22 protein-coding genes are annotated in these 26,296 nt (G+C 60.9%); 12 read left to right on the forward strand and 10 right to left on the reverse strand.

What is annotated here, in order from left to right; genetic code table 11:
* The first annotated feature begins 350 nt into the window (after window positions 1-350).
* Window positions 351-1,409, forward strand: a complete 1,059-nt coding sequence (dinB, locus tag OPU96_RS28130) for a DNA polymerase IV (protein ID WP_192299511.1) — start codon at window positions 351-353, stop codon at window positions 1,407-1,409.
* 130 nt (window positions 1,410-1,539) lie between these two features.
* On the opposite strand, the gene OPU96_RS28135 is transcribed toward dinB, so the two are convergent.
* The 4 genes from OPU96_RS28135 to OPU96_RS28150 form a co-directional block, all read right to left on the reverse strand.
* On the reverse strand, window positions 1,540-2,493 hold the full coding sequence (locus tag OPU96_RS28135) for a hypothetical protein (protein ID WP_192299510.1): 954 nt from the start codon (window positions 2,491-2,493) through the stop codon (window positions 1,540-1,542).
* A 20-nt stretch (window positions 2,494-2,513) separates the two neighbouring features.
* Window positions 2,514-4,229 carry a proline--tRNA ligase gene (locus OPU96_RS28140; protein WP_192299509.1) on the reverse strand — a complete coding sequence of 572 codons (1,716 nt, stop codon included), beginning with the start codon at window positions 4,227-4,229 and terminating at the stop codon, window positions 2,514-2,516.
* A gap of 195 nt (window positions 4,230-4,424) precedes the next feature.
* Window positions 4,425-5,957, reverse strand: a complete 1,533-nt coding sequence (locus OPU96_RS28145; RefSeq protein WP_192299508.1) for an AmpG family muropeptide MFS transporter — start codon at window positions 5,955-5,957, stop codon at window positions 4,425-4,427.
* A 43-nt stretch (window positions 5,958-6,000) separates the two neighbouring features.
* Window positions 6,001-6,363 carry an MGMT family protein gene (locus OPU96_RS28150; RefSeq protein WP_498560138.1) on the reverse strand — a complete coding sequence of 121 codons (363 nt, stop codon included), beginning with the start codon at window positions 6,361-6,363 and terminating at the stop codon, window positions 6,001-6,003.
* Window positions 6,364-6,506: 143 nt separating this feature from the next.
* On the opposite strand from OPU96_RS28150, the gene OPU96_RS28155 reads away from it, so the two are divergent.
* The 5 genes from OPU96_RS28155 (at window position 6,507) to groL (ending at window position 11,136) form a co-directional block, all read left to right on the forward strand.
* Complete coding sequence (locus tag OPU96_RS28155; protein WP_192299506.1) at window positions 6,507-7,514, forward strand: DUF481 domain-containing protein; 1,008 nt, start codon at window positions 6,507-6,509, stop codon at window positions 7,512-7,514.
* Window positions 7,515-7,620: 106 nt separating this feature from the next.
* Complete coding sequence (locus OPU96_RS28160; RefSeq protein WP_226456289.1) at window positions 7,621-8,352, forward strand: HugZ family pyridoxamine 5'-phosphate oxidase; 732 nt, start codon at window positions 7,621-7,623, stop codon at window positions 8,350-8,352.
* A 66-nt stretch (window positions 8,353-8,418) separates the two neighbouring features.
* A complete protein-coding gene (locus tag OPU96_RS28165) occupies window positions 8,419-8,895 on the forward strand; it encodes an FxsA family protein (RefSeq protein WP_226456288.1) in 477 nt (158 codons plus the stop codon).
* A 247-nt stretch (window positions 8,896-9,142) separates the two neighbouring features.
* Window positions 9,143-9,439, forward strand: coding sequence for a co-chaperone GroES (locus OPU96_RS28170; protein WP_124525003.1), 297 nt, complete (start codon window positions 9,143-9,145; stop codon window positions 9,437-9,439).
* 50 nt (window positions 9,440-9,489) lie between these two features.
* Window positions 9,490-11,136, forward strand: coding sequence for a chaperonin GroEL (gene groL / locus OPU96_RS28175; protein WP_226456287.1), 1,647 nt, complete (start codon window positions 9,490-9,492; stop codon window positions 11,134-11,136).
* A 220-nt stretch (window positions 11,137-11,356) separates the two neighbouring features.
* Here groL and OPU96_RS28180 read toward each other — a convergent pair whose 3' ends face one another.
* A complete protein-coding gene (locus OPU96_RS28180) occupies window positions 11,357-13,306 on the reverse strand; it encodes an LTA synthase family protein (RefSeq protein WP_498560139.1) in 1,950 nt (649 codons plus the stop codon).
* Between the two features lie 201 nt (window positions 13,307-13,507).
* Between OPU96_RS28180 and colR the strand changes: the two genes are divergently transcribed.
* The 5 genes from colR to OPU96_RS28205 all read left to right on the forward strand — a co-directional run bounded on the left by colR (window position 13,508) and on the right by OPU96_RS28205 (window position 17,281).
* Window positions 13,508-14,191: a two-component system response regulator ColR gene (gene colR, locus OPU96_RS28185; protein ID WP_016975511.1), complete on the forward strand. Its 684-nt coding sequence runs from the start codon at window positions 13,508-13,510 to the stop codon at window positions 14,189-14,191.
* Window positions 14,181-15,461 (forward strand): sensor histidine kinase, encoded by a 1,281-nt coding sequence (locus OPU96_RS28190; RefSeq protein ID WP_192299501.1) that lies wholly within the window; start codon window positions 14,181-14,183, stop codon window positions 15,459-15,461. The genes colR and OPU96_RS28190 overlap by 11 nt, the downstream gene beginning before the upstream one ends.
* 191 nt (window positions 15,462-15,652) lie before the next feature.
* Window positions 15,653-16,333: a class I SAM-dependent methyltransferase gene (locus OPU96_RS28195; protein ID WP_226456285.1), complete on the forward strand. Its 681-nt coding sequence runs from the start codon at window positions 15,653-15,655 to the stop codon at window positions 16,331-16,333.
* Window positions 16,334-16,337: 4 nt separating this feature from the next.
* Window positions 16,338-17,057 carry a lipopolysaccharide kinase InaA family protein gene (locus tag OPU96_RS28200; protein ID WP_192299499.1) on the forward strand — a complete coding sequence of 240 codons (720 nt, stop codon included), beginning with the start codon at window positions 16,338-16,340 and terminating at the stop codon, window positions 17,055-17,057.
* The gene (locus OPU96_RS28205; RefSeq protein ID WP_192299498.1) at window positions 17,054-17,281 is read left to right on the forward strand and encodes a hypothetical protein; all 228 of its coding nucleotides are present in this window, start codon (window positions 17,054-17,056) and stop codon (window positions 17,279-17,281) included. The genes OPU96_RS28200 and OPU96_RS28205 overlap by 4 nt, the downstream gene beginning before the upstream one ends.
* A gap of 288 nt (window positions 17,282-17,569) precedes the next feature.
* Here the strand turns inward: OPU96_RS28205 and OPU96_RS28210 are convergent, their stop codons facing one another.
* The 5 genes from OPU96_RS28210 to OPU96_RS28230 all read right to left on the reverse strand — a co-directional run bounded on the left by OPU96_RS28210 (window position 17,570) and on the right by OPU96_RS28230 (window position 25,489).
* Window positions 17,570-20,596, reverse strand: coding sequence for a multidrug efflux RND transporter permease subunit (locus OPU96_RS28210; RefSeq protein WP_498560140.1), 3,027 nt, complete (start codon window positions 20,594-20,596; stop codon window positions 17,570-17,572).
* A gap of 3 nt (window positions 20,597-20,599) precedes the next feature.
* The gene (locus OPU96_RS28215; protein WP_498560141.1) at window positions 20,600-21,730 is read right to left on the reverse strand and encodes an efflux RND transporter periplasmic adaptor subunit; all 1,131 of its coding nucleotides are present in this window, start codon (window positions 21,728-21,730) and stop codon (window positions 20,600-20,602) included.
* Between the two features lie 135 nt (window positions 21,731-21,865).
* Window positions 21,866-22,963: a DUF1513 domain-containing protein gene (locus tag OPU96_RS28220; protein WP_226456315.1), complete on the reverse strand. Its 1,098-nt coding sequence runs from the start codon at window positions 22,961-22,963 to the stop codon at window positions 21,866-21,868.
* A gap of 2 nt (window positions 22,964-22,965) precedes the next feature.
* Window positions 22,966-24,030, reverse strand: coding sequence for an imelysin family protein (locus OPU96_RS28225; RefSeq protein WP_498560142.1), 1,065 nt, complete (start codon window positions 24,028-24,030; stop codon window positions 22,966-22,968).
* Window positions 24,031-24,061: 31 nt separating this feature from the next.
* Window positions 24,062-25,489 carry a di-heme oxidoreductase family protein gene (locus OPU96_RS28230; RefSeq protein WP_226456281.1) on the reverse strand — a complete coding sequence of 476 codons (1,428 nt, stop codon included), beginning with the start codon at window positions 25,487-25,489 and terminating at the stop codon, window positions 24,062-24,064.
* Window positions 25,490-25,628: 139 nt separating this feature from the next.
* On the opposite strand from OPU96_RS28230, the gene OPU96_RS28235 reads away from it, so the two are divergent.
* Entirely contained in the window at window positions 25,629-26,192 is a 564-nt protein-coding gene (locus OPU96_RS28235) for an NAD(P)H nitroreductase (protein WP_498560143.1), read from the forward strand.
* Window positions 26,193-26,296: the final 104 nt, after the last annotated feature.

Here is a 26,296-nt window from a genome sequence, read left to right on the forward strand (position 1 = left end):
CGGGAGCCGGATTTGAACCGACGACCTTCGGGTTATGAGCCCGACGAGCTACCAGACTGCTCCATCCCGCGTCTGTGTGTCGGCATTCTACAGAGGATCGCTGGGGTGTCAACCGCTGAGTTGAAGAAAAGCGCTTGTGGTTCAATCGCTTAGCTCTCCATGAAGGTCTCTGGAAGCGCTCCAGGCCAGTGTGGCCGAGGGTTTCAGCTCTATTGGGATGCCGAATTCGATTGAGAAAATAAATTCATCTGGGATATTTCCTACCGCTTAAGCGGAAGATTCAAACTACTGGTGCTATATACAGGGGTGAGTGCGATACTGGCGATCCGTTGAATCAACCCTCTGTTTATATGACGCAACGCAAAATCATCCACGTCGACTGTGATTGCTTCTACGCCGCCATCGAGATGCGCGATGACCCGAGCCTGGCGCAAAAGCCGCTGGCGGTCGGTGGCTCGGCAGACAGGCGAGGGGTGATCGCCACCTGCAACTACGAAGCCCGGGCCTATGGCGTGCGTTCGGCCATGTCTTCACGCCACGCCCTGAAGCTCTGCCCGGACCTGACCATCGTCAAGCCGCGCATGGACGCCTATAAGGAAGCGTCGAAGGAAATCCAGACGATCTTTCGCGACTACACCGACCTGATCGAACCGCTGTCGCTGGATGAGGCCTACCTGGATGTCTCTGATAGCCCACACTTTGGCGGCAGTGCCACGCGTATCGCCCAGGACATTCGCCGCCGGGTTTCCAACCAGCTGCACATCACCGTATCCGCAGGCGTAGCGCCGAACAAATTCCTGGCCAAGATCGCCAGTGACTGGAAGAAGCCCAACGGCCTGTTTGTGATTACCCCCGACCAGGTCGAAGACTTTGTCTCGCAGCTACGGGTGAGCAAGTTGCACGGTGTGGGCAAGGTCACCGCCGACAAGCTGGCACGCCTGGGTATCGAGGATTGTCTGCAACTGCGGGAATGGAACAAGCTGGCACTGGTGCGCGAATTCGGCAGTTTTGGCGAGCGGCTCTGGAGCCTGGCCCGTGGGATTGATGACCGGGCAGTGCAGAACGACAGTCGCCGGCAATCGATCAGTGTGGAAAACACCTACGATGTGGACCTGCCGGATCTCTCAAGCTGCCTGGCAAAACTGCCTGAACTGATGGAAACCCTGGCTGGGCGCATGGCGCGTATCGACAGCAGTTATCGTGCGGGCAAGCCGTTCGTCAAGGTGAAGTTTCATGACTTTACCCAGACCACTTTGGAGCAGGCGGGGGCAGGGCGGGATCTGGAGAGTTATCAACAGCTGCTGACGCAGGCGTTTAATCGGGGTGGGAAGCCGGTGCGGTTGCTGGGGATTGGGGTGCGCTTGCTGGATCTGAGCAGCGGCAATGAACAACTCGAATTTTCCTGGTAAAAACCGGATAGAACGGTGGGAGCTGGCTTGCCTGCGATAGCGGTGGGTCAGCCAGTTATATGCAAGCTGGCTCACCGCAATCGCGGGCAAGCCCGCTCCCACATTTTGGATATTTAACTGTCTTAACGTTTTAGCGAGCCCCAGGGTCCGCCACCAACCGCCCCGCATCCTTGGTCAACGCCTGCAAAAACTCCTGCTGCAACTCGGGGTCATTGCGGGTCAGTTCGATCAGGCTTTGTTCCAGCTCGCTGGCTTCTTCCTCCAGGCCCAACTCCGACAGGCGTTTGACTCGGTGCACCCACTGGTTCACCTCGTCATCTTCCAGGTCGTCATAGATCAGGCCGTGGGCTTCGAGCAACTTGCCGCGCAGGTTGCTGCTGATCGCCAGGGTCGAGTCCGAATGCACGTCGTCCTGGCCATCTTCCACGCTGATTTTCAGGGTGGTGACGCGGTTCAGGTCTTGCTCGGCAAATGGGCTGTCCAGCAGGTTCAGGCGCAGGACGCCGTTACGGTCGGTGGTCAACTCATGGGTTTGCTTGCCGGCGGTAACCTGTACCGGACGTTCGCTCCAGGGCAGGCTCGAATACTCCACGCGCTTGTCGCGCTGGACTTCATCGATACCCGCCAGGTTCTGTTGCGCACGGCCGTGGGATTGCACGTTCATGAACGGGTTGAGGCCGTCCACGCCGTAGGTAAGCCAGTCGCGGGTCACGCTGGCCGGCAGGTTGCCAAGGGCGAAGATATTCACCACGTTGGCGCCCGCGCCGGCCACCAGGGCGACGGCACCCAAAGGCATCTCATAGAGTTTGCGCCAGGGCTGGTAGGGGGTGTAGCGGTCATAACGACGGGTGACTTCGAACTCGGTGACCTCAAAGGTCTTCTGCTCGTGAATCCGGACCCGGCGTTGCGGCAGCTCCAGCACTTTGGGTTCGCCTACATCAATCTGCAGGCTGTGGTCGAGCAACTTACGCTCGACCCGCTCCTCGTGCTCACTGCGTTGCGACATCTGGTTGGCGCAGCCGCTGACCAGCAGGGCGCCGCACAAGGCGGCGCCCCCCAGGGCTCTGGTGTTTCGCTTGAACATGACTTCTCTTGATCTGGTTTTCAGCGACGAATACGCGCCTGAAGGAAAGACAGCACGTCAGCCACCGGCAACGGTTGGGCTTCGGCTTCGGTCCGGCTCTTGTATTCCAGATTGCCATCGGCCAGGCCACGGTCACTGACCACGATCCGGTGCGGGATGCCAATCAGTTCCATGTCGGCGAACTTGATGCCCGGGCTGGTTTTCTTGTCCCGGTCATCCAGCAATACTTCAAAACCGGCGGCCGTCAGTTCGGCATACAGTTTGTCGGTGGCTTCACGTACCAGCTCGGTCTCATAACGCAGGGGGACCAGGGCGATCTGGAACGGCGCCAGGGTGTCGCTCCAGATGATGCCGTTTTCGTCGTTGTTCTGCTCGATGGCAGCGGCAACCACACGGGAAACGCCGATGCCATAGCAGCCCATTTCCAGGATCACCGGCTTGCCGTTCTCGCCCAGCACTTTGCAGTTCATCGCCTGGCTGTATTTGTTGCCCAGCTGGAAGATGTGCCCGACTTCGATGCCGCGCTTGATTTCCAGGGTGCCCTTGCCATCCGGGCTCGGGTCGCCTGCGACGACATTACGCAGGTCGGCCACAGTCGGAACCGGCAGGTCACGTTCCCAGTTCACGCCGAAGTAGTGCTTGTCGTCGATGTTCGCGCCGATACCGAAGTCGCTCATCAGCTCGACCGAACGGTCGATGATGATCGGCAGCGGCAGGTTCAGCGGGCCCAGGGAGCCGGCACCGGCGCCGATGGCGTCGCGCAGTTCGGCATCGGTGGCCATGACCAGCGGGCTGGCCACGCCAGGTTGCTGGGCAGCCTTGATTTCGTTGAGTTCGTGGTCGCCACGGATCACCAGGGCGATCAGCTTGCCTTCTTCTTCGGCGCGCACGATCAGGGTCTTGATGGTCTTTTCAATCGGCAGATTGAATTTCTCCACCAGGGCCGCGATGGTCTTGGTATCCGGGGTGTCCACCAGGCGCAGTTCTTCGGCCGGTGCCGGGCGGGACGTTTCCCGTGGCACGGCTTCGGCTTTCTCGATGTTCGCCGCGTAGTCGGAACCGTTGCTGAACACGATGTCGTCTTCGCCGGATTCGGCCAGCACGTGGAACTCGTGGGAACCAGCGCCGCCGATGGAACCGTTGTCCGCTTCAACCGGGCGGAATTTCAGGCCCAGGCGCGTGAACACGTTGCAGTAGGCCTGGTGCATGCGGTCGTAGGTGACCTGCAAGGACGCCTGGTCAGCGTGGAACGAATAGGCGTCCTTCATGATGAATTCGCGGCCGCGCATCAAACCGAAGCGTGGGCGGATCTCATCACGGAACTTGGTCTGGATCTGATACAGGTTCAGCGGCAGCTGCTTGTAGCTGCTCAGCTCATTGCGCATCAGGTCGGTGATCACTTCTTCGTGGGTCGGGCCGGCGCAGAAATCGCGGCCGTGACGATCCTTGAAGCGCAGCAACTCAGGGCCGTACTCTTCCCAGCGCCCGGATTCCTGCCACAACTCAGCCGGTTGGGTGCTCGGCATCAACACTTCCAGAGAGCCGGCGGCGTTCATTTCTTCGCGAACGATGGCTTCGACCTTGCGCATCACCTTCAAGCCCATGGGCAGCCAGGTGTACAGGCCGGAGGCCAGTTTGCGGATCATACCGGCACGCAGCATCAGTTGATGGCTGATCACGACCGCGTCGGAAGGCGTTTCTTTCTGTGTGGCGAGCAAATATTGACTGGTACGCATGGTAGGCCGTTGTCGGTTGCTTGGACTTGAAATGACTTGGGATTGTACGGGCGCAAGCTGTTGGAGTACAGGCATCCGAACGCAGAGGGGGATGTGGGGCTTGTGTGGGAGCGGGCTTGCCCGCGAATGCGCAGTGTCAGGCGCTAAATCCGTTACTGACCCACCACATTCGCGAGCAAGCCCGCTCCCACAGGCTCAGTCTTCTACCGGTGGGTTCAACCGAATCCGTCGATTCTCCTGGAACCAGTGCAACGCGATCAGAAACAGCGTTGGCACGCCCAGCATGCAGGTAATCAGGAAGAAGTTGTGATAGCCGAACTTCTCCACCATCACCCCCGAGTACCCGCCGATCAGGCGTGGCAGCAGCAGCATGATCGAGCTGAGCAGCGCATATTGTGTGGCGGAGAACTTGAGGTTGGTCAGGCTCGACAGATAGGCCACGAACGCCGAAGTGGCGAGGCCGGAACTGAAGTTATCCAGGGAGATGGTGAAGATCAGCATCTGCAGGTCCGGGCCCATGTCGGCAAGCATCACGAACAGCAGGTTGGTGCCTGCCGAGGCGATCCCGCCGATGAACAGGATCGGCAGGATACCGAACCGCACAATCAGCAAGCCGCCCATACCGGCGCCGAGCAGGGTCATGATCAGGCCGAAGATCTTGCTGACTCCGGCGATCTGGTCCTTGGTGAAGCCCTGGTCGATGTAGAACACGTTGGCCATCACGCCCATCACCGTGTCGGACATGCGATAGGTGGCAATCAGCCCGAGCAGCAGCAGCGCCTGCCAGCGGTAACGCAGGATAAAGTCGTTGACCGGCGTCAGCACCGGCGCCAGGCCGCGACGGCCCATGGCTGACAGGCACAAGGCGGTGAGAGTGATATAGAGGATGGCGCGCAGGAACGCGCGGTCGTCCATCAGCAGGTCCCACACGCTCATGCCGTGGAACAGCACGCTGTCGAAATCGGTGTTGTACAGCTGGGTGAACATTGCCGGCACCGACACCAACAGCACGATCAGCACGAATACCGAGACCAGCTGGTGCACAAAACTGTAGCGTCCGGCTTGCAACTGGGTGCGCAGTGGCACGTTCGGTTCACGCATGAACAGGGTGGTCAGCAACGCAGGCACCATCAGCACGCCAAACAGCACATAGGTGCCGAGCCACGCCGAGTGTTGATAGTTGAACCCGGTAGAGCCGAAACCTTCGGCAAAGAACAGTGCGCCAGCCGTGGCCAGCAGGGCGGCGATGCGGTAGCCGGACATGTAGCTGGCGGCCAGGGCGGCCTGGCGGGTGTCGTCGGCGATTTCCAGGCGGTAGGCGTCGACGGCAATGTCTTGGGTGGCGGACGCGAAGGCCACCACGACCGCGATGGCGATCAGCCAGGACAAGTGTTTCTGCGGGTCGCAGAAACCCATGCCGATCAATCCGAGGATCACCAGCGACTGGGCCAACACCAGCCAGGAACGACGACGTCCGAGTTTGCCCAACAGCGGCAGGCGCCATTGGTCGAGCAGCGGCGACCAGACCCATTTAAAGGCGTAGGCCAAACCGATCAGGCTCGCATAGCCGATGGTTTCGCGAGCCACTCCGGCCTCACGCAACCACACTGAAAGCGTCGAGAACACCAACATGTAAGGCAGGCCGGCGGCAAAGCCGAGCAACAACAGGACCAACGTCGAGGGGCTGGCATAGGCAGCGAGCGCGGCGCGCCAGGTTTTACGGGGCATGGGCTGGAGTCTGCCTCAGGTTTGCGGAAACAAAGCGCGCACTCTAACCGCTGTGCTCTACCGGGCGCCAGCCATGACGCTGAATATCCACGCGATTGTTCAGGATACTGACACCTTCGCTGCGTAAACGCGCACGTTGTTCGTCGCCCGAGGCGCTGCACACTGGCAGACTTATCCGACCGCCGGCACCCAACACCCGATGCCAGGGCAGGCGCGTGTCTTCGGGCAACTGGCTGAGGGTGCGTCCGACCCAGCGTGCAGCGCGGCCCAAACCCGCCAGATGGGCCAACTCACCGTAGCTCACCACGCAACCTTCAGGCACTTGGGCCAGCGTCAGGTACAGCGCGGTACGGCGCATTTCGGCAGGGCTTTGCGGCGTATCGGCGGGTTGATTCACTGTGCGCATCCGTTGAAAACATCGGTCTTATTGTAAGAAACGTCTGTAAACGTGCCGATGAGAATTGAACTCAATATAAATCCTTGAGTCAGTCCTAGCTATCTAACACGATAACGCGCCCTTTTCGCCAATCCTGAGCTCCGAATCCGCTTATGTTGTCCAGAACCCTGCTGTGCCTTGCTGTTTTCAGTGCTTCCACGCCCTTGCTGGCTGACACCGTCTGGTTGAAGAACGGTGACCGCCTGAGCGGCAAGATCAAAGTCTTCGACGGTGGCAAGCTGCTGATTCAGACCGACTACGCAGGCGCCATCCCGGTGGACTGGAAGCAGGTGAAGACCCTGGAGAGCGACCAGGAGTTGCTGGTCAAGCAGGATGCCTACACGGGCGAGAAGGCCAAGTCCCTGAGGGCGGCAGAGGACGGCAAGGTGGTGCTGGCCAACGGCGAGGCGCCGAAGACGGTCGATTTGGCCAGCATCCAGCAGATCATCAAGCCCAAGCCGGTCATCGAAGACCTGGTGTGGAAGGGCAATGTCGACCTGGCGCTGGACTACAAGCGCGCCGAGAAAGACACCAATGACTACGACATCGACTTCAAGACCAGCGCGCGGCATGGCCAATGGCGCCACACCGGGCAGGGCGAGTACAACCGCGAGTTCCAGGACGACGTGACCACCACCGACAACTGGGCGCTGGAATATGACCTGGACCGCTTCCTCACCGAACACTGGTTCTGGCAGGGTCGTTTAACCTACAAGCGCGACAAGGTTGAAGACCTGTCCCGCCAGCGTACCGTCGGTACAGGCCCGGGCTACCAGTTCTGGGATGATGAACTGGGCGCGTTCTCCCTCGGCTCGCTGATCAACCGCACCGATTATGAATATGCCGAGGGCGGCAAGGACCATTTCTACTCGGCAGCGATGAAGTGGAACTACAACCGCTACCTGGTGGGCAAGACCGTCGAGTTCTTCACCATGGGCGAATTGGGCAAGCCGATCGACGGGCCGATCGATTATTCCCTGGATGCGGAAATGGGCCTGCGCTACAAAGTCACCGAATGGGCGTCCCTCAACCTCAAGGCCGAGCGCGACATCATCAGCGGCGACTCCGACAGCAGCCTGAGCAAGACCCGCTATACCGCCGGCTTCGGCGTGGCCTGGTAATAAGGCTGCACAAAACCCGCTTGGCAACCTTCGCCGATATTGATTACCTTGTGTTGAGATCCATTCCCATATGCCATGGGCGGCTGAATACCCGAGGAGTCATACGTTGAGCGCACAGGTTGCCAAGAACGCCCGAGAGCTGTTGCTCAAGGAATACCGTGGGGCTCTCGCCACACAATCGAAGGCCATGCCCGGTTTTCCCTTCGGCTCCGTGGTGCCGTACTGCCTGGACGAACAGGGCCGCCCGCTGATCCTGATCAGCCGCATTGCCCAGCACACTCATAACCTGCAAAAAGACCCCAAGTGCTCGCTGCTGGTTGGCGAGCGCGAGGCGGACGACGTGCAAGCAGTGGGGCGCCTGACCTACCTGGCCGAGGCCGAAAAGATCGACGACCCGGCGGCGATCGAAGCGGCGGCAGAGCGTTATTACCGTTACTTTCCCGACTCGGCCAACTACCATAAGGCTCACGACTTCGACTTCTGGGTGCTCAAGCCCGTGCGTCATCGCTACATCGGCGGATTTGGCGCGATTCATTGGGTTGATCAACTCACCCTGGCCAACCCGTTCGCCGGCAAGGCCGAGCGCAGCATGATCGAGCACATGAACAGCGACCACACCAAGGCCATCGCCCACTACGTCGCCTTGGCCGGCTTGCCTACCTCCGAACCTGCGCAACTGGCTGGCATCGACAGCGAAGGCATGCACCTGCGTATCGGCCAGTCGTTGCATTGGCTGCCCTTCGCGGAGTCTTGCAATACGCCGACACAAGTGCGCGAAGCCTTGGTTTCATTGGCTCACGCCGAGGTCTGGCCGAAAAAAACAGTGGCCAGCGCTTGAATTCACGAAACGGCGACGTCATCTAAGGTGGACTAGCAAGGCATTCTTGCGTTGAGGAACCATTTGATGCGCCCTTTTTTATTGCTCTTTCTGCTATTTCCAGTGTTGGAGCTGTTCGTCTTCGTTCAGGTCAGCGGAGCCATCGGGTTTTTCCCGGCGCTGCTGCTGATCATTCTCGGCTCGATGCTTGGCGTGCTGGTGCTGCGCGTCGCCGGCCTGGCCACTGCGCTGCGTGCCCGTGAGAGCTTGAACCGTGGCGAGCTGCCAGCCCAGACCATGCTTGAAGGCCTGATGATGGCCCTGGCCGGCGGCTTGTTGATCCTGCCGGGTTTCATCAGCGACGTCGTTGGCCTGGTGTTGCTGTTGCCGTTCTCGCGCAAGTTGCTTGCCGGCAAGATGCGCCAGCGCGCCGAAGAGGCAGCGCTGCGCCAGCGGGCTTTCGCCGACGACCTGCAACCCCGTGGCGGCCCGGCCCCGCGCCAACCGCTGGGGCGTGAAGGGGATGTGATCGAAGGCGAGTTCGAACATCGCGACAGCAAATAACCGCATCTTTGGCACGGCACCTTCGGGTGCCGTGTTGCTTTCAGCCGTCGGCACACTTAAAAAATTTCCGCCGAGGCCCCTTGTAATCGGCTTATGCGCCCTTATGTAACGGTCACCGCAAGGTTTCTGGTGGCAACACCAGACAGACTTCCGCGTCTTGCTTGGCGAGACGCGACCGGCACCGCCGGAATACAACCCGCCGGTACTGATACCGGCCGATGAAAAACACAATTAGGAGAGATCGACAATGAGCAAGCTTCGTCCTCTGCACGACCGCGTCGTTATCAAGCGCAGCGAAGAAGAAAAGAAAACCGCCGGCGGTATCGTTCTGCCAGGTTCGGCTGCTGAAAAAGCCAACCACGGTGTGATCGTCGCTGCAGGCCCAGGCAAGACTCTGGAAAACGGTGATGTTCGTGCGCTGGCCGTTAAAGTCGGTGACAAGGTTGTATTCGGTCCTTACTCCGGCAGCAACACTGTGAAAGTCGACGGCGAAGACCTGCTGGTTATGGCTGAGAACGAGATTCTCGCCGTTCTGGAAGACTGATTTCCCCGCTCATTTTCCCGTTACTACAAAGTATTTAAGGAATATCGATCATGGCTGCTAAAGAAGTTAAATTCGGCGACTCCGCCCGTAAGAAAATGCTCACCGGTGTCAACATCCTGGCTGACGCAGTAAAAGCGACCCTGGGCCCTAAAGGCCGTAACGTGATCATCGAGAAGAGCTTCGGCGCTCCGACCATCACCAAGGACGGCGTTTCCGTCGCCAAAGAAATCGAACTGGAAGACCGTTTCGAAAACATGGGCGCGCAGCTGGTCAAAGACGTTGCCTCCCGTGCCAACGATGACGCAGGCGACGGCACCACCACCGCCACCGTACTGGCTCAGGCTATCGTCAACGAAGGCTACAAAGCCGTCGCTGCCGGCATGAACCCGATGGACCTCAAGCGCGGCATCGACAAGGCGACCATCGCCATCGTTGCCGAGCTGAAAAACCTATCCAAGCCATGCGCTGACACCAAGGCTATTGCTCAGGTAGGCACCATCTCCGCCAACTCCGACAGCTCCATCGGCGACATCATTGCCGAAGCCATGGAAAAAGTCGGTAAAGAAGGCGTGATCACCGTTGAAGAAGGCACTGGCCTGGAAAACGAACTGTCGGTTGTAGAAGGCATGCAGTTCGACCGTGGCTACCTGTCCCCGTACTTCGTCAACAAGCCAGACACCATGGTTGCCGAGCTGGAAAGCCCGCTGATCCTGCTGGTCGACAAAAAGATCTCGAACATCCGCGAAATGCTGCCAGTGCTGGAAGCCGTTGCCAAAGCCGGCCGCCCACTGCTGATCGTTTCCGAAGACGTTGAAGGCGAAGCCCTGGCGACTCTGGTTGTGAACAACATGCGTGGCATCGTCAAGGTTGCAGCCGTCAAGGCTCCAGGCTTCGGCGACCGTCGCAAGGCCATGCTGCAGGACATCGCCGTTCTGACCGGCGGTACCGTTATCTCCGAAGAGATCGGCCTGAGCCTGGAAAGCGCCACCCTGGAAAACCTGGGCAGCGCCAAGCGCGTGACCATCTCCAAGGAAGCCACCATCATCGTTGACGGTGCTGGCGTTGACGCTGACATCCAGTCGCGCATCACCCAGATCCGCGCCCAGGTTGCCGAGACTTCGTCCGACTACGACCGTGAAAAACTGCAAGAGCGTCTGGCCAAGCTGTCCGGCGGCGTTGCAGTGATCAAGGTTGGCGCTGGTTCCGAAGTTGAAATGAAAGAGAAGAAAGCCCGCGTTGAAGACGCCCTGCACGCTACCCGTGCAGCCGTTGAAGAAGGCGTGGTACCTGGCGGTGGCGTTGCGCTGATCCGTGCTCTGGAAGCGATCAGTGGCCTGAAAGGCGACAACGCTGACCAGGACGTAGGTATCGCTGTACTGCGTCGTGCTGTCGAAGCACCGCTGCGTCAGATCTCCGCTAACAGCGGCGACGAGCCAAGCGTTGTGGTCAACGCAGTCAAGAGCGGCAAAGGTAACTTCGGTTACAACGCTGCAACTGGCGAATACGGCGACATGATCGAAATGGGCATCCTGGACCCTACCAAGGTGACTCGTTCGGCGCTGCAAGCTGCTTCCTCCATCGGCGGTCTGATCCTGACCACCGAAGCGGCAGTCGCTGATGCACCGACCAAATCCGCTCCAGCTGGCGGCGGTATGCCAGACATGGGCGGCATGGGTGGCATGGGCGGCATGATGTAAGCCAGCCTTACCCCCGCACTGAAAAAGCCCCGCCTGCAGCGATGCAGGCGGGGCTTTTTTATCGGCATTTATTAACAGGCGCCTTTGTAGTGAGCGGGCTTGCCCCGCGCCGGGGGGGCGAAGCCGCCCCAAATCCAGGCGCCTCGGTCCACCTGAAACACCGCGGCGTACCGTTTGGGGCGGCTTCGCCCCCCGGCGCGGGCAAGCCCGCTCACTACAATCAACGTTCGGTCAGTTGCGGGCTCGCATCCTTGGGGCCCTTCCAGCTCAACAACTGCTGCTTGAACCCATAACTGGCTGCCTGGTAGTAGGTGATCGCTCGCTGGATCAACGGATCATCGCTGCCCACCCGCGACTCCTGGCTCTCACCCAGGGCCTGGTCGTGGCGGCGCAAGCCCTGGCGTGGGCTGAGGATCGCCAGGTCCTTGCCGTCAAACAAGCCCAGGTGCTGATAGTTGCCGACCACCACGCGCGGTGGCAGTGGGTTGTCCTGCAACAGGTTGCGGCCAAAGAAGGTCGATTCGTAGCTCAGGTTGATCAGCCCCAACAACGTCGGCGCAAGGTCGATCTGGCTGGCCAGTTGTGCGGACTCCCGAGGGTCGATCAGCTTGGGTGCATAGACGAACAGCGGAATCTGGTAGTTGGTGATGGGCAGGTCTTCCTTGCCCGCGCTGCCGGCGGTGTGGTCGGCGACGAACACGAAGATCGTGTTATCGAACCAGGGTTTCTGGCGCGCCGCCTGCAGGAATTCGCCGATGGCGTTGTCGGTGTATTTCACCGCGCCGTCACGACCGTTGCCGGACTTGATGTCGATGCGCCCGTCCGGGTAGGTGTAGGGGCGGTGGTTGGAGGTGGTCATCAGTTGCAGCAAGAACGGTTGCTGCTTGGCGTAGTCGGCATCGGCCAGTTTCAGGGTTTGTTTGTAGAGATCTTCGTCGGCCATGCCCCAGGCGTTTTTAAACGAGATTTCCGCTTCCGGCACGCTGCTCTGGTCCACTACCCGATAACCGTTGCCGCTGAAAAACGCGTTCATGTTGTCGAAGTAACCGCGCCCGCCATAGACGAACACGCTGTCGTAGCCAATGGCACTGAGTTGCTGGCCGAGGCTGGCGAAACCGCTTTCGCGGCCAATGCGCTTGACGATCGAGCGGCCGGGCGTCGGAGGGATCGCCAGGGTGATCGCTTCCAGGCCGCGGTCGGTGCGAGTGCCAGTGGCGTAGAAGTTGTTGAAGTACAGGCTTTGCTTGCGCAGGGCGTCGAGGTTGGGCGTCAGGTTGCGTTCATCGCCGTTGCTGCCCATGTACTTGGCGCTGAAGCTTTCGATGGTCACCAGCACGATGTTGGGTTTGCGCAGCGTGCCGGGGTTGTCGATGGCGCGGCGAATATCCAGTGGGTCTTTGCCGATGAAGCGTGCATTGGGCTCGCTGAGTTCGGCCCGCAATTGCTGGGCGACTACATCTGCCGGCAGTGTTTTGTAGAACTGCGGGTAGTCCAGCTCATTGTTGCGGAAGGCGGCGAAAAACTGATACGGGCCGTTGCTGGCCAGTTCGTTGTTGTAGGCATTGCCGCCTTGGGTGCGCGGGCTGTCCTGGCTGATCAGCTGCAGGCTCAGGCCCGTGATGACCAGCAGGCTCAACGCAGTCACCAGGCGCCCACGCAGTGGCGGCAGCGGCGCGTTCATCGCCGCGTTGAACGGCTTGCGCAGGACCAGGCTCAACACAATCGCGAGCATCGCCAGCAGGCTGAGCAGTTTGCCGATCGGGTAGGACTCCAGCAGGTTGTTCAAGACCTCGTCGGAATACACCAGGTAATCGACGGCAATAAAGTTGAAGCGCACGCCGAATTCATCCCAGAACAGCCACTCGGCCACCGAGGTAAACAGCATCGCGAACAGGCTGACGCTGAGCACCGCTTGCAGGAACCAGCGATGGCCACGGCGGCGCCACAGCGCAGGCGGGCAGAGCAGCAGATACAGGCCCAGCGGCAGGGCGGCGTAGGCGAGGAAACCCAGGTCGTACAGCAGGCCCACACCAAACACCGGCAGCAGGTTGCCGCTGACTTCATCGAGGTGAGTGATGAGCAACACGCTACGCGTGAGCAGGAAAACCAGGAGCCAGGCCCCGGTTACAAGCAGCAAATAGCGCATAGGCGCGGTTTTGAGAAACCCCATGTCCAAATTCCTTATATCGATGGGCGGCGATTTTCGTGCTGACACTGTAGTCAGTTTGTGAAGCTATAGTGAAAAACTCGTTGTAAGGCTAAATCGGTTGAAATCCTTTATCGACCGGCCCTTCAGGTCTATCCCTGAACCACACTTGGCCTTAAGCTGCGCGAGCCAACACGGCCGTTACCGCGTACGGAGACACTGCCCATGCGAATTCTATTGGTTGAAGACAACCGCGATATTCTGGCCAACCTGGCCGATTACCTGGGGCTCAAAGGCTATACCGTGGACTGTGCGCAGGACGGTTTGTCGGGCCTGCACCTGGCCGCCACCGAGCATTACGACCTGATCGTGCTCGACATCATGCTGCCCGGTATCGATGGCTACACCCTGTGCAAACGCCTGCGCGAAGACGCCCGTCGCGACACGCCAGTGATCATGCTCACCGCGCGCGACCAACTGGATGACCGGCTGCAGGGCTTCAAGTCCGGCGCCGATGACTACTTGCTCAAACCCTTTGCCCTGTCTGAGTTGGCCGCGCGCATCGAAGCCGTGCTGCGCCGCGCCCAGGGTGGCGGGCGGCGTGCCCTGCAAGTGGCCGACCTGCATTACGATCTCGACACCCTGGAAGTCACCCGCGAAGGGCGCCTGCTCAAGCTCAACCCGGTCGGCCTGAAGCTGTTGGCGGTGCTGATGCAAAAAAGCCCGCATGTACTGCGCCGCGAAATCCTTGAAGAAGCCCTGTGGGGTGATGACTGCCCTGATAGCGACAGCCTGCGTAGCCACGTCCACCAATTGCGCCAAGTAATCGATAAACCGTTCGCCAAGCCATTGCTGCAAACGGTGCACGGTGTCGGTTATCGCCTGGCCGAGGGGCGTGATGGAGTTTAAGCAAAGCCTTGCCCAACGGATCATCATCGCCTTTGCCTTGATGAGCGCGTTGGTCGCGGGGGCCTTCGCCATGGGCATCGTTGCGACCGTGCACCTGGTGGAAGAGAAATTGATCTCGGCGGGCCTCGGCGGTGACTTGCAACGTCTGCTGCTGATGGACAGCGTCGAGGACTGGAATCATCGCCCCGAGCCGGACCAGCTGTTTTATTTCAGCGGCGGCCCCGGTGATTTCGACCTGCCCAAGGATCTGCGTCACCTTGAGCCCGGCTTCCATGAAGTGTTCCGCGAGTCGCTGTCGTACCACGCCATGGTCGAAGTGGTGGACGGTCGGCGCTACGTATTGCTGCAGGATCAAAGCGATTTCGAAGAGCGTGAGCGCGTACTGTTTGCCGTCGTGTTGGTGGGCTTTGTGCTCAGCCTGGCCCTGGCGGTATTCCTCGGCTGGGTGCTGGCGCGCAAAGTGATGGCGCCGGTGGTGCGTCTGGCCCGCCAGGTGCGTCATCGCGACCAGTTGCTGGGCCTTGCACCGCCCCTGGCGCCGGACTACGCGGCCGATGAAGTGGGCGAACTGGCCGTGGCGTTCGATGCCACGCTGGGGCGTTTGCGGCAGGCGTTGTCTCGCGAGCAGTTGTTTACCAGCGATGTCAGTCACGAATTGCGCACGCCGCTGATGGTGCTGGCCAGCTCCTGTGAATTGCTGCTGGAAAACCCTGCCATCGACCAGCGTGGGCGCAACCAGGTGGAGCGGATCGCTCGCGCCTGCGCGGAAATGCGCGAACTGGTGCAGACCTTCCTGATGCTGGCCCGTGCCCAGCATGACGATGGCAGCATGTCGCCTCGGGTGACCCTCAAGCAGGTGGCCGACGACTTGCTCGGCCTCTGGCGCGAACCTATCGAGTGCAAGGGCCTGGAGTTGATCTACCAGCCGGGCAACCCGCTGGATACCCGCTACAACGCGACCTTCCTGCACGCGGTGATGGGCAACCTGCTGCGCAATGCCTTGCACTACACCGAGCACGGCTTTATCCGCCTGACGCTGGAGCCCGAAGGCTTCGTGGTGGAAGACTCGGGCGTCGGCATCCCGGAAGACAAACGCGAAGCCATGTTCGAGCCCTTCGTGCGTGGCAGCGAGAAGCGCGGCGAAGGCCTCGGCCTGGGCTTGTCGCTGGTGCAACGGATCTGTGAGAACCAGGGCTGGAGCGTCAGCTTGAGCACCATGGAACCCAACGGCTGCCGCTTTCATGTTGAGCTGAGCCAGGTCAAGTCCTGAGGGCCAGGCTTGCCGTTATGCTGCGGCAAGCCTGTGTCGAATTTCGGCGAACATGGCGCAATGATACTGAATGTGTCTGTAAAGTCTTGAAATGTATGGGATTCGACAGGACAACTTTTTCACAAACAGTTGACCTGATGATCACAGTAGGGTGCTTAAGGTTGTAGGCATCAGCTACTGGAGATCCGTTGATGTCTTCCCCGATCAAGCTCGAATTTTCCGATAAGTACGACGATCAGCACGCCCAAGAATATTTGCTCAAGCATAAGGACAATCTGGCTCGCCGGTTGTCCCACAAACGCGACGAGCAATTGGCCCGTGGTGCGTTGGCCATGGCCGGTGAGCCTGGCCTGGTGCTGGACCTGCCTTGTGGCGCCGGGCGTTTCTGGCCGCTGTTGGCCGAAAAACCCAACCGCGTGATCATTGGTGCGGACAATTCCGAATCGATGTTGAAGGTCGCAATGGCCGCCCAACCCGCCGATGTGGTGAAACGGGTACGACCCTTGCAGACATCTGCCTTTGATATCGATTTGCCGGATAACTCGGTCGACAGCATTTTCTGTATGCGTCTGCTACACCATATTGGTGATCCGGCGCATCGGGTCGCGATACTGCGCGAGTTTCAGCGGGTTACACGCGACAGCGTGATCCTTTCATTGTGGGTCGATGGCAATTTCAAGGCCTGGAAGCGTAAGCGTCTCGAAGAAAAACGGCGTGGCGAAGGTGAGCAAGAAGGTTACCAAAACCGCTTTGTGTTACCAGCTGCTACTGTTGAAGACGAATTCGAACAGGCCGGTTTCCGCGTTCAGGAATCTCTGGACTTCATGCCGCTCTACGCCATGTGGCGAGTGTATGTACTGAGAAAGAGGTAACAGGATGGCAGTTGAGTGCGTAGCGGGCAGTCACGTAGCTCCGGAGGAGAGATTTGATTTTTTCTGGCGCCAGCAGGGCGAATGGGTCGAGGAACCCAATCGTCGGCGCGGCGGTGAAAGTGGCGTGCAACGGGTGACCGGTCCTAACGGCCACTTGCTCTACAGCAAGCGCCAGACCGGCCACATCTACCGCAGTTGGCTGCATCCCTTCGGACGGCCCACCGTGCTGCGTGAGCGTGACGCGCTCAAGGGCCTGCGCTCCCTCGATGTGCGCGTGCCGGACCTGGTGTTTTGCGGGGCGCGTCGCGACCCCGAGCACCAGTGGAAAGCACTGTTGGTGACGGCCGCCCTGGATGGCTTCGATGAAATCGAAAACTGGTATGCCGCCGGTGGCCGCGAACAGTACGGCGAATTGGTTCACGAACGTGTTCTCAAGGAGTTGGCCGGCACGCTGGTGCGTATGCACAAGGGGCGCTGGCAGCATGGCTGCCTGTACATCAAGCACATCTTTATCCGTGTCACCGGCGAAGGCGATTCGGCCAATGTGGAGATTGCCTTGCTGGACTTCGAAAAATGCCGGCAGCGGCTGACCGCTTATCGCGCGGCTTCTCACGACATGCAGCAGTTGCGGCGCCATTCGTCGTGGAGCAGCGCTGACTGGAACAAACTCAGCTACTTTTACGAGACGGCGTTTGGCAGCGCTATCAAGGGTTTAACCAGATGAAGCTAGAAATAGCACGAGGTCTGTTCCTGGTTGGGGCGCTGGGCGTTGCGGCGCTCGCCCTGGCGGCGTGGGAACAACCTCGCACACAAGTGCTCAGTGCCACGCAGGGTGGCGCGCAATGCCTGTTGCCGCGCGTTGCCAAGGCGAGCACGGCGGTCAAGCCTGATCATGAATTGTTGCTGTTCATGTTTGGGATGTCTCAAGGCATGAGGCCGCAAAGTTGAAACGATTCAACCCCCCTGAATAAGGCCTCGCACAGCGAGGCCTTTTTTTTGCCTGTAGTGAGCGGGCTTGCCCGCGCCGGGTGGCGAAGCCGCCCCAAATCCCGGCACCTCGGTCTTTCTGATGCACTGCGGCGTACCGTTTAGGGCGGCTTCGCCCCCCAGCGCGGGCAAGCCCGCTCACTACAAGGTTCGGTTCAGAGAGTTTGGCCCGCAGCACAAGGTTCGGTTCAGCTGGATTGGCCCGCGGGACAAGGTTCGGTTCAGCTGGATTGGCCCGCGGGACAAGGTTCAGGGTTTATCGGGTCTGGCCAGCAGGGTGTAGACGCACGGCAGCACAAATAGCGTAAACAACGTGCCAATCGACATTCCCGTCGCAATCACCATGCCGATGTCAAACCGGCTCACTGCCCCCGCGCCAGTGGCGAGGATCAGCGGCACCATGCCGAACACCATGGCGGCGGTGGTCATCAACACTGGGCGCAAGCGAATCGCCGCGGCTTCTTCCACGGCCTGGCGAGGTGTCAGGCCCTTGTCCTTGCGCAGTTGGTTGGCAAACTCGACGATCAGAATCCCGTGCTTGCTGATCAGCCCGATCAAGGTGACCAACCCCACCTGGGTATAGATGTTCATGCTCGACCAGCCGAGGAACAGGGGAATCAACGCCCCGCAGATCGACAACGGCACCGTTACCAGGATCACCAGCGGGTCGCGAAAGCTTTCGAACTGCGCCGCCAGCACCAGGAAGATAATCGCCAAGGCCAGGCCAAAGGTCACCCACAGCGCCGTGCCTTCCTGGATAAATTGCCGGGATGCGCCGCTGTAGTCGAACGCGTAGCCGGGCGGTGTTTCTTCGATGGCAATCTGGCGCACCGTGTCAATCGCTTCACCCATGCTGACAATCGGGAAACCCGAGATCAGCGCCGAGTTGAGTTGCTGGAACTGGTTCAACTGCCGAGGTCGGGCGCGGTCGGAGAGTGTAATCAGCGTCGACAATGGCAGCAGTTCACCCTTGTTGTTTTTCACGTAGTAATTGTTCAACCAATCGGGGTTGTCACGGTAGGCGCGCTCGACCTGGGCGATCACCTTGTAACTGCGCCCGTCCAGGGTGAACCGGTTGATCTCCGCCTCCGCCAGCAACGTCGCCAGGGTACCGCCAAGGTCCTGCATCGACACGCCCATCTGCGCCGCCTTGGCGCGGTCGATGTCGACCACGATTTCAGGTTTGTCGAACGCCAGGTCGATGTCGACAAACGCGAACTTGCCCGACTCCATCGCGCGCTTTTTCACCCGGTTGGCCACCTCCAGCAACGACTCGTAATCGTTGGCGGTGTTGATCACAAAGCCGAACGGCAAGCCTTCGCCCGTGCCCGGCAGGGACGGCAGGTTGAAGCCGAACACTTGCAGGCCGGGAATCTGCTCCAGGCGGTGCTGCACCTCGGGGAGGATTTGCATCTGGGTGCGGTTGCGCTCGTTCCATGGCTTGAGCAGAAAACCGCCGATGCCCGATTGCACGCCGTTGAAGCCGTTGATCTGGAATGACGAGTAGTACTCCGGGAACTCCTTGAAGATTTTTACGAACTCGTCGGTGTAGGTGTTGAGGTAGTCCAGGTTGGCCGGTTGCGGCGCGCTGGCCATCATGAAAATGATGCCCTGGTCTTCATCCGGGGCCAGTTGCGACTGGGTGAACTTGAGAAACACCGGGATCAGGGCCAGCACGATCAGCGCAAACACGATCACCACCGGGCGCGTGTTCAGGGTGCCGTGCAGCAGGCTTTGGTAGCGACGCTTGAGGCCGTCGAAAATGCGGTCGAGGCGGTGGGCGAGGCCGGACGGGTTTTCGTCATGGCGCAACAGCAGCGCGCACATCATCGGCGACAAGGTCAGGGCAATGATGCCGGAGATGATCACCGCGCCGGCCAATGTCAGCGCGAACTCCTTGAACAGCGCCCCGGTGAGCCCTTCAAGAAAACCGATGGGCGCATACACCGCCGCCAGGGTGATGGTCATCGACACCACCGGCAGGGCGATTTCCCGCGCACCTTCGAGCGCCGCATCCAGGGGCGTCTTGCCTTCCTCGATATGCCGGTGGATGTTTTCCACCACCACGATCGCATCGTCCACCACCAGGCCGATGGCCAAGACCATCGCCAGCAGCGTCAGCAGGTTGATCGAGTAGCCCATCAATTGCATGAAAAACAGCACGCCGATCATCGACAACGGGATGGTGATCACCGGAATCACCACCGAGCGCAGGGCGCCGAGGAACAGGAACACCACCACGATCACGATCAGCACCGCTTCGAACAGGGTCTTGACCACCTCGTTGATGGACGCCTGGATAAACAGCGTGGCGTCGTAGGCAATTTCTGCCTTGAGGTTGGGCGGCAGCTGGGATTCCAACTGCGGCATGATCTTGCGCACTTCCTTGATCACCTCCAGCGGGTTGGCGCTGGGTGTGGCCTTGATACCGATGTACACCGACGGCGTGCCGCCGAACGAGCTGATGGCGTTGTAGTTTTCCGCGCCCATTTCCACCCGTGCCACATCCCGCAGCAGTACGCGGCTGTCGCCGTCGGCCTTGACGGTAATGGCGCCAAACGCTTCGGCGGACTTGAGGTCGGTGTTGGCGTTGATGCTGGTGACCACGAACTCGCCCTTTACCTCGCCGGCGGCGGAGAGAAAGTTGTAGTGGCGCACCGCGTCGGTGATGTCGCTGGCGCTGAGGCCGAAACCGGCGAGTTTCACCGGGTCGAGCCAGATGCGCATGGCGAACACCTGGTTGCCGAGGATCTCCGCTTCGGCCATGCCCGGCAGGGTCGCGAGCTTGGGCTGGATCACCCGCGACAGGTAGTCGGTGATCTGCGGGTTGCTCAATTGCCCGCTGGAGAAACTGATGTACATCAGCGCCGAGGCGTCAGCGGCCTCTTTGCTCAGCACCGGGTCTTCGGCGTCCTGGGGCAGCTTGTTCTTTACCTCGTTGGCCTTGGCCAGCAGCTCGGTGAACAAGCGGTCGCTGTTGGAGCCGATGCGCGCGTAGATCGAGATCACCGAGAAATTCTGCCGACTGACCGAGGTCATGTAGTCGATGCCCTCGGCGCTCGCCAGGCTTTGCTGCAACGGTTGGGTGATGTAGCCCTGGATCGTTTCGGCGTTGGCACCGGGGTAGGCGGTGGTCACGGTGATCAGGGCGTTTTCCATGCTCGGGTATTGGCGCAGCGGCAACTTGCTGTAGGCCTGCATGCCCAGTAACACGATCAGCAGGCTGACCACCATGGCCAGCACCGGACGGCGGATAAAGGCGTCTGTGAACTTCATGGCTCAGTGCCCTGCCGGCAGGTTTTTGTCCGGGCTGATGGCGATGGGCGTGCCATTGTCCAGCTTGAGCTGGCCGGCGCTGACCACCTGCTCACCGGCTTTGAGGCCCTTGCTCACCAACACCAGGCCAGCGCGGCGCTCACCGGTCTCGACAAAGCGCCGCTCGGCGATCAGCACGGGCTGGCCGTTGGCGTCTTTTTCCGGCGTGCCGTCTTCGGCCTTTTTCTCGGCCACGGCATACACCGAATTGCCGTAGAGGGTGTAGGTGATCGCGCCTTCCGGCACCACGACTTGCGCGGTCGGATCTGGCAGCAACACGTCCAGGCTGGTGAACATACCGGGCAGCAACTTGCCGTCCGGGTTGGCCAGGGTGGCGCGCACCAGCACGTTGCGCGTGGTGTTTTCCACCTTGGGGTTGACCGCGCTGATATTGCCGGGGAACTGCTGGCCTGGCCAGGCCGAGACTTGCACCTGCACGGCCTGGCCGAGGGCGATTTTGGGCACCGATTGTTCGGGGACGTAGAAGTCGACGTAGAGGCTGCTGAGGTCCTGCAAGGTGGCGATCACCGTGCCGCTGGCCAGGTAGTCGCCGACGTCCACCTGGCGAATGCCGATGGTGCCGCTGAACGGCGCGACGATGTGTTTCTTCGCCAGTGACGCCTTGAGCTGATTGACCGTGGCCTTGTTCTTTTGCAGTTGTGCAGAGAGGCGATCGAACTCGCCCTTGGAGATTGCCTGGCTGCCCACCAGTTGGCTGCCGCGTCCGTAATCGAGCTGTGCCAGGCCCAGGTCGGCCTGGGCGGTTTCCAGCAGCGCGCTTTCCACCGCGCTGTCGAGTTGCACCAGGGGCTGCCCGGCCTTGACCTTCTGCCCGGATTCGAACTGCACGTCCTTGACCGTACCGGCCACCTCCAGGCTGAGGTTGACCCCTTGCAAGGCCTTGAGTGTGCCCACCGACGGCAGGCGTTGCTGCCATGGCTGCTCGGTCGCGGTGGCAACGGCCACGCTTACGGGGGGCTTGGGTTTGGCAAAGACCTGGATCTGCTGGTAGATGGAAAAGGCTTTATAGCCCCCCAGCAGCAGGACAATGAACAGCACGACAGCAAACATGATCAGCATGCGACGGCGCAGCATATTCCGATTCCTTGGAAAAACTGGGACAGACGAAGACAGACAAGTCCGGAACATTACTCCAGGTATTGAGGGGTTTCCAGCCGGTAAACCTGACAGGTAATGGGGCCAGTGCTGGCCCCCTCCAGGCTGCGCGGGTCAGACCAGATGCAGATGGTTATCCCAGAGCCCTGCCGGCAATTCCAAGGGTTTTGCGACCAATTGCGTCTGGCGGCAATCGTAGAAGCGGCAACGTCCCTGGCCGGAGGTGACGACAAAGCCGTCGGCCACCGCACCCACGCCGGCACAGTCCGGCAACGGCCCGTCCAGGCGCAGTGCACCGCTGTCCATGTCCCAGATAAAGAAGCGATTGCCACGCGGTGCGGTCAACGCCACCAGGCGCAATTCACTGTGCACGGCAACGCTGGCGGTGTAGTGCCCCATGGCCTGCAACTGCTCGTCGGCCACCGGGAACGCCACGAACGGCTGCCCCGGCCGCTTGATCGCGAGCAGCTCGGAACGCTCCTGGGATGGCCCCATGAACTGCTGGCCGGTGAGGATGGTGCCGTCGCTGGCGATCCCCATGTGGCGCACGCTGTTCATTTGCTGGCCGAGGGTTTCCTTGCTGATCAGCGTGCCGTCGCGCTGCATCAGCACCAGGCTGGGCTCCATGGCGTTGAGGTTCATTTCCACACGGCTTTCGGCTTCGGTGCGGATGCCACCGTTGGCCACCACCAGGGTTTCACCGTCTGGCATCCATGACACCTGGTGCGGGCCGATGCCGTGGGTGGATATCTCGCCGCTGTGCACCAGGCGCTCGCCTTCGAATTTGTACACTCCGAGCAAGCCACGGCCGGGGTCGGACGTGTCGTTCTCGGTGGCATACAGCCAGTCGCCGCTCTTGTGGATCACCGCGTGGCCATAGAAGTGACGATTGGCATGGGAGGTGATGGTCTGCAGCAGCGTGCCATCGCGCAAATCGATCAGGTAACTCTCGGTGCCCGGGCGACGGGCGACGAACAGTGCAATCGGCAGTGTCGGGTGGTTGATGATGTCGTGGCAGCGCTGGCCGACCTGGGTGGCAAACACCTGCTTGCCGTCCAGGCGAAATCCTACGGCGTAGTGCTTGCCGTCGCCATCATCCCGCGCTGACAAGAGCAGCGGGCCCTTATCCTTGCTTTTGAACAGCGTCCAGCCCCCTAGCGTGAGAGCACTGAGCAGCACGCTGCCAACGGCCAAAGCCTGTCGCCTGAGCATCATCAGTCACCGTCGTTGGCGTTGAAGCCCAGTTGGATACCCAGCGCCTTGGCCAGGTCCCCCTCTTGCAGGCGGTGCACGACGTTGAGGCTGTCATAGAGGTCGTTGAGCTGCTGGCGCCCGGCGTCATCGCCCAACAGCTCGTTGAGGCTGCGCTGGTTGCTGGCGAACAGTTTCAGAGACGCGGCGTAGGCGGCGTCGATCTTGTCGGCCAATGGCTTCTGGTCGGACGGCAGCAGGCCACGCAGGCCTTTGTTGTCGACCCCGACCCAGACGGTCTGGGCCGCCGCGAGGCTGGCTTCGAGGCTTTGCAGGGACGACTGGCTGCGCCACGCATCGGCCTGGAACGGCTGCGGGATGCCCTTGGTCTGGCGGCCCATCGGCGTGCCGAGTTTCTTCTTCAGGGTGTCGAGTGCGGTCACTTGGACGCGCAGCAGATCGGCGATGGCTTCGTGGGAATCAGCGTAACGCTGGTTCGGAAACTTGCTCATCTGCGCGAGCATGCCGTCGGTGCTGTTCCAGCTCGCCAGGATCTCCTCGGCGAGGGCTTTCTGGCGCTCGCCGATGGCCACCAGCAGCGGGCAGTAACGGGCTTTTTGCGCTTCGTCGGCGAGGTCGGTCTTGGCGTCATAGAGGATGTATTCGTAGGCCGACAGGCCTTGCACCACCACGCTGGACTTGGCCAGGGCGGCGCCGTCGATCTGCGGCTGGGCGGTCACGAGTTGTTCAACCTGACGGCCGACCAGGTTCTTTTTGTCTGGCCAGAACTGCACCTGCCACGAACGGTTGCCCTCGGCCAGCGGGCCGATCAGCAGCGGTTGCAACTCGGCCCAGGCTTTTTGCGCGTGGAGGAAATCGGCGCGGGCGGTGTCCAGGCTCTGTTTGCCCTGGCAGTAGGCGAGGGCGCTGACGGCCAACTGGCGGTCGGCTTCGACCCAACGGCTGTAGGTCGGCAGGATCACTTGCTTGGCGATGGCCGCCGAGGTCACGGCTTGCGGGTCTTGCGGCGAGCAGGCGCCCAGGGCGAGGGCGGCCAGGCTGGTGAACAACAACTTGGGACGGAACATGTCGAGCTCCCTTCTGTAATTGGGGCGAAGCTTATAAAGAATTCAGGAACGCCAGCAACGCAGCGCGCTGCTCGGCATTAAAGGACAACACATGCTGCTGCGCCGCTTGTGCTTCACCGCCGTGCCACAGCACGGCTTCCAGCAGGTTGCGGGCGCGGCCGTCATGCAAGAACTGGGTGTGGCCACTCACGGTCTGCGTGAGGCCGATGCCCCACAACGGCGCGGTGCGCCAGTCGCGGCCACCGGCTTTGAATTCGCTGCGGTTGTCGGCAAGGCCTTCGCCCATGTCGTGCAGTAGCAGGTCGCTGTAGGGGCGGATCACCTGGTTGGCCAGTTCAGGTTCGGCGGCATTGGCGGCCGTGGTGAACGCGGGTTTGTGGCAACCCTGGCAACCGGCGCTGTAGAACAGGTTCTTGCCGGCGAGTACCTGCGGCGTGTCGACGTCGCGACGCACTGGCACGGCGAGGTTGCGGGTGTAGAACAGCACCAGGCGCAGGATATTGTCGCTGACTTCCGGTTCGCCATCCGGGCCATCGCCGTTGGGCGCCTGTTTGCAGGCCACTTGGGCATCGGTGCAGTCATCAAAGGGTCTCAGGGACGTGGTGAGGCCCATATCACCAGAAAACGCGTGAACATTTTGTTGATTGAGGTTCGGTTGCCCGGCTTTCCAGCCAAAACGCCCGAGCACGGTTTTTTGTTGCGCGTCATCCCAGACCTGATTGGCACGGCCGACGATGGCGTCTGCGTCAGCGGTGTCCGCGCTGGTGTTGCGCAGGATGTCGGCGTCGCTGATGGCTTCGAGCAGGCCCAGGCCGATCATCGGCGGGGCGATACGCGCGGAAAAACGTGTGTCCGGGTGCATCGGGCCGTAGCCGAGCTGGGTGATCTGCAGGTTTGGCTTGCGCAACTCGACCACCGTGCCGTCGTTGAACGTCACGTTGACCGGCGTGTAGTCGACCCGCACCTTGCCTTCCGGCACGACGCCGGGCACTGCCATGTCCTGCAATTGGCCGCCGTAGACGGGCTCGGGCACCACGCCGGCTTGCTCGATCAGCTTGGCGTAGGCTGGCGCATCGGGGATCGACAGGCGCACCAGCATCGACACCGCGTTGGCCGCGTCGGGCAACGGCGGATGGCCGCGACCGTCCTTGATATGGCAGTTCTGGCAGGCATTGGTGTTGAACAGCGGGCCCAGGCCATCACGCGCGGTGGTGGTGGACGGCGCGATTACCCAGGGGCTGCGAAAGAAGCTGTTGCCGACGCTGAAATCCAGGCGACGTGTAGGCGACAGGTTGGCCGAGGGTAGGGAAAACGCGTTCTGGTCGCGCTTGTTCACGGTCGCAGCGCCGCCCGCCCGTGATTCACCCGGCTCGGCCTTGGTAAACCTGGGCGCGTCGTCGCAGGCGGTCAGGCTCAAGGCCAACCAAGCAGCGGACACGGGAAAAAGCCAACGGGACATCGAATTTCCTGAACGGCGGGCAAAAATAAGGTCGCAAAGTCTAACAGGGCAGGGCCGAATGAATAAGAGCAATTATCGTTTGGTGGGTGGTGCCGCATTCCCGCTAGAATGACCGCACATTTTTTTCTGGAGGTGGCCAATGCAGGCTCTCGACGCTTTGCTCAACCGTGTTTCCGTGCCGCGATTGTTGGAACCTGCGCCGACCCAGGAGCAGCGCGACGTGTTGTTCGCCGCCGCCATGCGCGCGCCGGACCACGGCCAGTTGCGCCCTTGGCGGTTCCTTACCGTCGAAGGCGCCGCTCGCGAGCAGATGGGCACGTTGCTGGCCGAAGCGGCACGCCTGCAAGACGCCGACGCCCCGCAAGCGCTGATCGACAAGGCCCAGAACGGCCCGCTGCGTGCGCCGTTGGTGGTGGTGGTGATTGCGCGTTTGCAGGAACACTTCAAGGTGCCCAAGTCCGAACAATTGCTGGCGGCGGCCTGCGCGGCCCATGGCATTTTGCTGGCGGCGTACGCCCAGGGGATTGGCGCGGTGTGGCGCACCGGCGAATTGTCCTACTCGGCGCATGTGGCCAAAGGCTTGGGGCTGACGGCGGATGAGCAAGTGATTGGCTTCCTCTACCTGGGTACGCCGCAGAACCCGCCGCGTACGGCGGCGAAGGAAGATGTGGCGGCGTTTGTCCAAGCCTGGCCGGGTCATTAAGACCAACGTGATCTAAATGTGGGAGCGGGCTTGTGTGGGAGCGGGCTTGCTCGCGAAGGCGGTGGATCAGTCAGAGATGAATTGACTGACACGCCGCCTTCGCG

The sequence above is a fragment of the Pseudomonas sp. RP-B7 genome (assembly GCF_059803535.1).

Bases quoted from the DNA above. Each gene is read 5' to 3' on its own strand.
- groL (WP_226456287.1), top strand. From the start codon at position 9,490: ATGGCTGCTAAAGAAGTTAAATTCGGCGACTCCGCCCGTAAGAAAATG.
- OPU96_RS28235 (WP_498560143.1), top strand. From the start codon at position 25,629: ATGCAGGCTCTCGACGCTTTGCTCAACCGTGTTTCCGTGCCGCGATTG.
- OPU96_RS28230 (WP_226456281.1), bottom strand. From the start codon at position 25,489: ATGTCCCGTTGGCTTTTTCCCGTGTCCGCTGCTTGGTTGGCCTTGAGC.
- OPU96_RS28180 (WP_498560139.1), bottom strand. From the start codon at position 13,306: ATGGGGTTTCTCAAAACCGCGCCTATGCGCTATTTGCTGCTTGTAACC.
- OPU96_RS28145 (WP_192299508.1), bottom strand. From the start codon at position 5,957: ATGCCCCGTAAAACCTGGCGCGCCGCGCTCGCTGCCTATGCCAGCCCC.
- colR (WP_016975511.1), top strand. From the start codon at position 13,508: ATGCGAATTCTATTGGTTGAAGACAACCGCGATATTCTGGCCAACCTG.
- OPU96_RS28210 (WP_498560140.1), bottom strand. From the start codon at position 20,596: ATGAAGTTCACAGACGCCTTTATCCGCCGTCCGGTGCTGGCCATGGTG.
- dinB (WP_192299511.1), top strand. From the start codon at position 351: ATGACGCAACGCAAAATCATCCACGTCGACTGTGATTGCTTCTACGCC.
- OPU96_RS28155 (WP_192299506.1), top strand. From the start codon at position 6,507: ATGTTGTCCAGAACCCTGCTGTGCCTTGCTGTTTTCAGTGCTTCCACG.
- OPU96_RS28205 (WP_192299498.1), top strand. From the start codon at position 17,054: ATGAAGCTAGAAATAGCACGAGGTCTGTTCCTGGTTGGGGCGCTGGGC.
- OPU96_RS28165 (WP_226456288.1), top strand. From the start codon at position 8,419: ATGCGCCCTTTTTTATTGCTCTTTCTGCTATTTCCAGTGTTGGAGCTG.
- OPU96_RS28215 (WP_498560141.1), bottom strand. From the start codon at position 21,730: ATGCTGCGCCGTCGCATGCTGATCATGTTTGCTGTCGTGCTGTTCATT.
- OPU96_RS28225 (WP_498560142.1), bottom strand. From the start codon at position 24,030: ATGTTCCGTCCCAAGTTGTTGTTCACCAGCCTGGCCGCCCTCGCCCTG.
- OPU96_RS28190 (WP_192299501.1), top strand. From the start codon at position 14,181: ATGGAGTTTAAGCAAAGCCTTGCCCAACGGATCATCATCGCCTTTGCC.
- OPU96_RS28150 (WP_498560138.1), bottom strand. From the start codon at position 6,363: ATGCGCACAGTGAATCAACCCGCCGATACGCCGCAAAGCCCTGCCGAA.
- OPU96_RS28140 (WP_192299509.1), bottom strand. From the start codon at position 4,229: ATGCGTACCAGTCAATATTTGCTCGCCACACAGAAAGAAACGCCTTCC.
- OPU96_RS28195 (WP_226456285.1), top strand. From the start codon at position 15,653: ATGTCTTCCCCGATCAAGCTCGAATTTTCCGATAAGTACGACGATCAG.
- OPU96_RS28135 (WP_192299510.1), bottom strand. From the start codon at position 2,493: ATGTTCAAGCGAAACACCAGAGCCCTGGGGGGCGCCGCCTTGTGCGGC.
- OPU96_RS28200 (WP_192299499.1), top strand. From the start codon at position 16,338: ATGGCAGTTGAGTGCGTAGCGGGCAGTCACGTAGCTCCGGAGGAGAGA.
- OPU96_RS28170 (WP_124525003.1), top strand. From the start codon at position 9,143: ATGAGCAAGCTTCGTCCTCTGCACGACCGCGTCGTTATCAAGCGCAGC.
- OPU96_RS28220 (WP_226456315.1), bottom strand. From the start codon at position 22,963: ATGCTCAGGCGACAGGCTTTGGCCGTTGGCAGCGTGCTGCTCAGTGCT.